Source organism: Candidatus Baltobacteraceae bacterium (assembly GCA_036488875.1).
Taxonomy (GTDB): Bacteria; Vulcanimicrobiota; Vulcanimicrobiia; order Vulcanimicrobiales; family Vulcanimicrobiaceae; genus JAFAHZ01.
Window position 1 is genome coordinate 317,562 of record DASXGW010000012.1, and the last position, 6,526, is coordinate 324,087.

Here is a 6,526-nt window from a genome sequence, read left to right on the forward strand (position 1 = left end):
GCAACGAGCCCGAAGTGACCCACGGTACGAACGACGTCGTCGCAAACACGCCACGGGAGAGTGCCCTTATTCTCGACCCGCAGGACTGGGATGCGTTTCGCGCGTTGAGCCACGCCGCGCTCGACGACGCACTCGACTATCTGCAAAGCGTGCGCGAACGCCCGGTATGGCAGCCGGTCCCCGACGCCGTAAAGTCGCGCCTGCGCACCGAGCTGCCGCTCGATCCGGCTCCCCTCGACGACGTGTACCGCGAATTCGTCGAAAACATCTTGCCGTATCCGACCGGAAACATCCATCCCCGCTTCTTCGGGTGGGTGCACGGCAGCGGTACCCCGACCGGCGCGCTCGCCGATCTCCTGGCGGCGACGATGAACTCGAACGTCGGCGGCCGCGATCACGGCGCCGTCTACGTCGAACGCCAAGTCGTCGAGTGGTTTCGCGAGCTCTTCGGGTTTCCGAGTACGTCTAGCGGCGTGCTGACCATCGGCACGTCCGAAGCAAACCTCATCGCGGTCGTCGTCGCGCGCACGCGTGCGTGCGGTGCGGCAATCCGCGAAACCGGCCTGTTCGGCGCCGAACGTTTGGTGGGGTATGCGTCGACGGCGACGCACGGATGCGTTCGGCGAGCGTTCGAGATCGCGGGATTCGGCAGTGCTTCGCTGCGCGTTTTGCCGGCGGACTCGCTTCATCGAACCGATCCCGCGGCAATGCAGCGCGCGATCGAAGCTGATCTCGCGCAGGGGCTGGTTCCGTTCCTGATCGTCGGCAACGCCGGCAGCGTCGACGTCGGGGCGATCGACCCGCTCGACGCGCTCGCCGATCTCGCGGCTCGTTATCGGCTATGGTTTCACGTCGACGGTGCGTTCGGCGCGACGGCGATTCTTGCACCCAGCGTTGCGCCGCTGCTGCGCGGCATCGAACGCGCCGACTCGATCGCCTTCGACTTTCACAAATGGCTGCACGCGCCGTACGACGCCGGTTGCGTTCTCGTGCGCGACGGCGAGGTGCACCGCGCGACCTTCGCGTCGACGCCTTCGTACCTCACCCGCATGCCGCGCGGATTGGCGGCGGCGACGCCCTGGTTTACCGATTACACGATCGACCTTTCGCGCAGCTTCCGCGCGCTCAAGGTGTGGTTCGTGGTCAAGGAACACGGTGCGCGGCGTCTCGGTGAGGCTATCGCGGAAAACGTGCGTCAGGCCAAGCGGCTGGGCGAACTGATCGACGCCGATGACGCATTCGAACTGCTCGCGCCGGTTCAGCTCAACGTCGTCTGCTTCCGGTACCGCGTTCCGGGATACGGCGACGCCGAACTCGATCGCTTTAACGACGATCTCGTGATCGCTCTGCAGGAGAGCGGAGTTGCGGTTACCTCGTCCACGATGGTCGCCAATAAGCGCGCGATTCGGGTCAACATTACGAATCACCGCACGCGCGACGACGATCTCAGCCTTCTCCTGGACTCCCTAAAGGAAATCGCTGCCGGCATGCTTTAAGGAGCGGGATGCAATGCGCTCGAGCGTTTGTGACGCTGACCTTTCTGCTATTCGCCGTTTTGCCGGCACCGGCGGCGCCGCAAGCCGCGAAACCTTTCGTACTCGTGCCCTACGCCGAGCCGCAGAGCAGCGATCCTTTCGCGGCCGGGGTTTCCGACGATCTGACCAAAGGCCTTACGGCGCAAGGCGTTCCCTTCAAAACGATCGATCCCATCTATCATCTGGAAGCTGTTGCCACTGCCGCAAAGCTTTGCGCGGATAATGACGCGCGCGGTCTGTTGGTACCCGAGGGTCGATATCAGCAGACGGTCAAAAGAACGTTCGCCCCGTTCGTCGGGACCATTACGAAATACCCAACGCACGCCGACTTTCGTCTCGACGTCGTCGGGTGCGACGGCACCGTCCGTTGGAGCACGACGGCGAGCAACGAACAATCGCGCACCGGCGTTAGCGGAATCGGCCTCAACAATCTCGGATCGGTCGTCGACGCAGCGTTCCGCTCGGCGGTTGCCGATGCGACGCGTTCCTTATCTACGGCGACCTTACCCGAAGATTCGCCGGCAGCCGCACCCGCGGCCGCGCCGCCAATCGCTTCCGGCGTGCCCGCAGCCGCTTCCGTCACGTATTTGCTGGTGCCGGTCGAACAGCCCGGCATGGCCGATCCCAGTGCGCCCGACATCACGCACTCAATGCTCGTGCGATTGCAGCAGCGCAAACTCGACGTCAAAGCCGGTATGCCGATCGATCATCTGACGGCCGTCGCCGACGCGCAGAAACTTTGCAGCGCTAGCGGAACGCAAGCGATCGTCGTTCCAAGCGTGCGCATCGAGCAATCGTCGTATTCGGGCCGGTCTCACGCGCAGCTCGTCGTGACGTCGTTAAGCTGTGCTGGGAAAATCCTCGCGCGCGGGGTCGCCGAATCCGACATCGGTCATCACAGCATCACGAACTTCAGCGCGTCGGCGGTGGACGTGGCAGAGAGAGCGATGGATCCGGCGCTCGACATGCTCTTCCCGAGCACCGTCAGTCACTAAGGATCGACGTCGGAGACGTCGTCGCTCTTGGGCGGCAACGGACGCGCGGGAACCCCGGCGACGCGCTGACCCGGCGGAACGTCGCGAGTGACGACCGAGCCGGCTCCCGTCGACGCGCCGTCGCCGATCGAGAGCGGCGCGACGAGCGAACTGTTGGAACCGATGAAGGCGCCTTTCCCGATGACGGTCGGATTCTTGTCCTTGCCGTCGTAGTTGCACGTGATCGTTCCGGCGCCGATGTTCGCGTCCTCGCCGACGACCGCGTCGCCCAGATACGTCAGATGGCTTGCTTTTACGCCGGGTGAGAGTTTCGACTTCTTAATCTCGACGAAGTTGCCGACTTTTACGCCGTCACCAAGCACCGTATCGTTGCGCAGATGTGCGTAGGGACCGATGGTCACGTCGTTGCCGATCGCGCTGTCGACGACCACGCTCTCGCGAATTACGACGTTGTCGCCTACGCGTGCGTTGGAGAGCCGGCTGTTGGGGCCGATGACGCAGTGGTCGCCGATCTCGGAAAGCAATCCGATCGACGTATTCGGATAGATGACCGTGTCGCGGCCGATCGTCAGCTCCGGTTCCAAATAAGTTACGTCGGGATTGACGATCGTCACCCCCTCGCGCATGTGCTTCGCGCATAGACGCGCGTTCATCTCGCGCCGCGCCTCCGCCAGCTCGACGCGATCGTTGACGCCCAGAACGTTGCGACGGTCGGCGCACTGAACCGGCACGACCCGGCGGCCCCGTCCGACGAAATCGGCGACCGTATCGGTCAGATAATATTCCTTTTGAGCGTTGTCGTCTTTTAGGCGGGTGACGGCGTCGCGCAGCAACGCTTCGTCGAACGCGTAGAGTCCGGCGTTCATCTCGTCGATCGCCATTTCCGCAGCCGACGCGTCGCGAACTTCGACGATGCGCTCGACGTCGCGACCGCGGCGAACGACGCGGCCGAAGTTCGAGCTCAGCGGCATCTGCACGGTCACCATCGCCATCGCCGCATCGCCGTCGAGCGCGCCGGTAATACCGTGGAAGATGTCTTCATCCACGAGCGGCATGTCTCCGTAGGCGACGACGAGCCGGCCGCCGGTTTGCGCCGGAAGTGCGTCGAGCGCGATTTTCACGGCATGACCGGTACCGAGCTGTTGGGCTTGGAGAACGCCGCGCACGCCAAACTCGTCGATTCTCGGATGAACCTCGTCGTTGGTCACGACGACAATCTCGGAGATACCGGCAGCGTTGAGCGCCCGAAGGACGTACCAGAGCATGGGTCGCCCGCAGATTTCGTGCAGCACCTTCGTGCGCGCGCTCTTCATGCGCGTCCCTTTGCCCGCCGCCAAAACGATCGCGCGTATCATCAGCCCAGCACGTCCAGCGCCAGCCGCATGCGCCGCAGCGATTCGGTCTTGCCCAAGATCTCCATCGCGTCGAACAGCGGCACCGACGTTGGGCTGCCGGTGATCGCCACGTAATACAACCGTGCGACATCGCGGAAACGGCGCCCGTCGATGGCCGACGCTTTTTTGAGCTGCTCGCCGATCGCGGCTTGATTCCACCTCGGATCGTCGAGACTCGCCAGCTCTTCTTGCGCGGCCGTCAGCGCCAGCTTCGCTTCCGATTCGTCGAGTTTAGGAACGTGCAGATCGGATTTCGCAAGCTCGGGCCGCTGCGCGAAAAACGCGACCAGCGGCGCAAAGTCGGCGAGCGTTTCGATGCGCGCTTGCGCGATCTCGGCTATGCGCTCGCGCGCGCCCCGCGGGATCGCTTCGGGCCACCGATAACCCGAGCTCTCGAGCAGCGCCATAAACTCCGAAACGGTATGACGGCGAATGTGCTGCCCGTTGAGCCAGCGCAACTTCTCCAAATCGAAGACGGGGCCGCCCGGCGATAGGTGCGCGATATCGAAACGCTCGCACATCGCTTCGAGCAGCGACCCCGGCGTGGTCATGGTCAACAGCGAATCGTCGTTGCGCGAATCGACGAGCATCCCGAGAAAGTGCAGCAGCGTTTCGGGCAGATACCCGTTTTCGCGATAGTAGAGAATGCCGGTCGGATTCTTTCGCTTGCTGAGCTTGCTCTTGTCGGGGTTGCGCAGCAGCGGTAAATGGCACAGCTGCGGTGCCTGCCAACCGAAATACTGGTAGAGCAGCAGATGCTTTGGAACCGAGCTGATCCACTCTTCGCCGCGAATGACGTGCGTGATCTCCATGAGGTGATCGTCGACGACGTTCGCGAGATGGTACGTGGGAAAGCCGTCGGACTTCACGAGCACCTGCATGTCGACGGTCTTCCACTCGATTTCGATGCGACCGCGCAGCATGTCGTCGAAGACGCAAGCGCCCGACGACGGTACGCGCATGCGAACGACGAAGGTCTCGCCGGCGGCGCGCTTCCGTTCGACTTCGTCTGGCGACAGCGTCGCGCACAAACCGTCGTAGCGCGGCGGCTGCTGCGCGGCGCGCTGCGCAACCCGCATCTCCTCGAGGCGCTCGGCCGTGCAGAAGCACCGAAACGCGTGTCCGTCTCGGAGTAAGCGCTCGACGTGCTCACGATAGATCTCGGTTCGTTCGCTCTGGCGATACGGCGCGTGCGGCCCGCCGGTATCGGGTCCTTCGTCCCACGAGAGTCCGCACCAGTGCAGCGCTTCGAAGATCGCGCGTTCGCTCTCGGCCGTGCTGCGCACTTGGTCGGTGTCTTCGATGCGCAAGAGAAAATCGCCGCCGTTTTTCTTGGCGAAACAGTAGTTCACGAGGCCGACGTAGGCCGTGCCGACGTGCGGGTCGCCGGTCGGCGACGGTGCGATTCTGGTTCTAACGCGCACGAAGTTCGCTTAGCCGACGAGCTCGCGGCGCTGGCCGCACTCTCTCTCGACGAAGTCGACGATTTCTTGTAAGGGCGCTCCGGGCGTGAAAATCGCGCGCACGCCAGAGGCCTTGAGGGACTCCGAATCCTCCGGCGGAATCGTTCCGCCGCCAAAAAACACGATATCACCGGCGCCTTGCGCCTTGAGTTGTTCGACGACCATCGGGAACAGCGTCATGTGCGCGCCCGAAAGGATCGAGAGCCCGATACCGTCGGCATCTTCTTGTATCGCGGTCTGCACGATTTGCTCGGGCGTCTGAAAGAGGCCCGTATAAATGACTTCCATACCGGCGTCGCGCAGCGCCCGCGCGATGACTTTGGCGCCGCGGTCGTGACCGTCGAGGCCTGCTTTAGCGATGACGATTCGTAAGGGTCGTGCCGGCATTATTGCTTTCCGTAGCGGAATTAGTGGTTTGCGAACGGCTCAAGCGCAGCGCTTCCTCGAGCTTGCGCTTGACTTCAGAGAGCGTGCGCCGCACGCGGTGACGTTCGATGTCGGTTCTCCACGGCATAAATTCTATCTCTCTTTCCTGGAGCCCCTAAAAGACACTCCGCTCAGTGTAACGGCCGTACACCGCAACCATCGCTTCGACGATCTCGCCTTCGGTGCAGTAGGCGTTCACGCAGTCGATCAGATGCGGCATCAGGTTATCTTTGGGATCGCGACAGGCGCGCTGTAGACGCTCGAGCGTGGCTGCCACAGCCGCTCCGTCGCGATTCTTGCGAACGTCCTGGACCGAGCGAGCCTGCGCGCGTTCGGTCTCCTCGGTGATTCGCAATAAATCGATGTCTCGCTCGTCGCCATCCTTGACAAACGCGTTGACGCCGACGATGACGCGCTCCTTGTTTTCGATCGATCGCTGGTAGCGATAGCTCGCCTCGGCGATCTCCTTTTGGAAGAATCCCGCTTCGATGGCTTCGACCACACCGCCGTACTGGGCGATTTGATCGAAATACGCCTCGGCTTGGCGCTCCATCTCGTCGGTAAGCGCTTCGACGTAATACGACCCGCCGAGCGGATCGACCACGTTCGTCACGTTCGTTTCGTACGCAAGTACTTGTTGCGTGCGCAGCGCGATTTCGACGGATTTTTCGGTCGGAAGCGCGAGCACTTCGTCCATCGAGTTGGTGTGCAGC

7 protein-coding genes are annotated in these 6,526 nt (G+C 62.8%); 2 read left to right on the forward strand and 5 right to left on the reverse strand.

Annotated elements, in window-relative coordinates; translation table 11 throughout:
• The first annotated feature begins 14 nt into the window (after positions 1–14).
• Together VGG89_14505 and VGG89_14510 are read left to right on the forward strand one after the other, a co-directional pair.
• A complete protein-coding gene (locus tag VGG89_14505; protein ID HEY1977760.1) occupies positions 15–1,496 on the forward strand; it encodes a pyridoxal-dependent decarboxylase in 1,482 nt (493 codons plus the stop codon).
• A gap of 29 nt (positions 1,497–1,525) precedes the next feature.
• Positions 1,526–2,530: a hypothetical protein gene (locus VGG89_14510; protein HEY1977761.1), complete on the forward strand. Its 1,005-nt coding sequence runs from the start codon at positions 1,526–1,528 to the stop codon at positions 2,528–2,530.
• Here the strand turns inward: VGG89_14510 and glmU are convergent.
• The 5 genes from glmU to VGG89_14535 form a co-directional block, all read right to left on the reverse strand.
• Complete coding sequence (glmU, locus tag VGG89_14515; protein HEY1977762.1) at positions 2,527–3,885, reverse strand: bifunctional UDP-N-acetylglucosamine diphosphorylase/glucosamine-1-phosphate N-acetyltransferase GlmU; 1,359 nt, start codon at positions 3,883–3,885, stop codon at positions 2,527–2,529. The genes VGG89_14510 and glmU overlap by 4 nt on opposite strands.
• Positions 3,885–5,348, reverse strand: coding sequence for a glutamate--tRNA ligase (gene gltX, locus VGG89_14520; protein HEY1977763.1), 1,464 nt, complete (start codon positions 5,346–5,348; stop codon positions 3,885–3,887). The genes glmU and gltX overlap by 1 nt, the downstream gene beginning before the upstream one ends.
• 9 nt (positions 5,349–5,357) lie before the next feature.
• The gene (locus VGG89_14525; protein ID HEY1977764.1) at positions 5,358–5,774 is read right to left on the reverse strand and encodes a cobalamin B12-binding domain-containing protein; all 417 of its coding nucleotides are present in this window, start codon (positions 5,772–5,774) and stop codon (positions 5,358–5,360) included.
• Entirely contained in the window at positions 5,740–5,901 is a 162-nt protein-coding gene (locus VGG89_14530) for a hypothetical protein (protein HEY1977765.1), read from the reverse strand. Before VGG89_14530 ends, VGG89_14525 begins: the two co-directional genes overlap by 35 nt.
• 27 nt (positions 5,902–5,928) lie before the next feature.
• Positions 5,929–6,526, reverse strand: a 598-nt coding sequence (locus VGG89_14535) for a methylmalonyl-CoA mutase family protein (GenBank protein ID HEY1977766.1), incomplete at its 5' end; no start/stop codon positions are given.

What these genes read in the sequence shown, in the direction of transcription:
- glmU (HEY1977762.1), bottom strand. Translation starts at nt 3,885, where the DNA reads ATGATACGCGCGATCGTTTTGGCGGCGGGCAAAGGGACGCGCATGAAG.
- VGG89_14525 (HEY1977764.1), bottom strand. Translation starts at nt 5,774, where the DNA reads ATGCCGGCACGACCCTTACGAATCGTCATCGCTAAAGCAGGCCTCGAC.
- VGG89_14530 (HEY1977765.1), bottom strand. Translation starts at nt 5,901, where the DNA reads ATGCCGTGGAGAACCGACATCGAACGTCACCGCGTGCGGCGCACGCTC.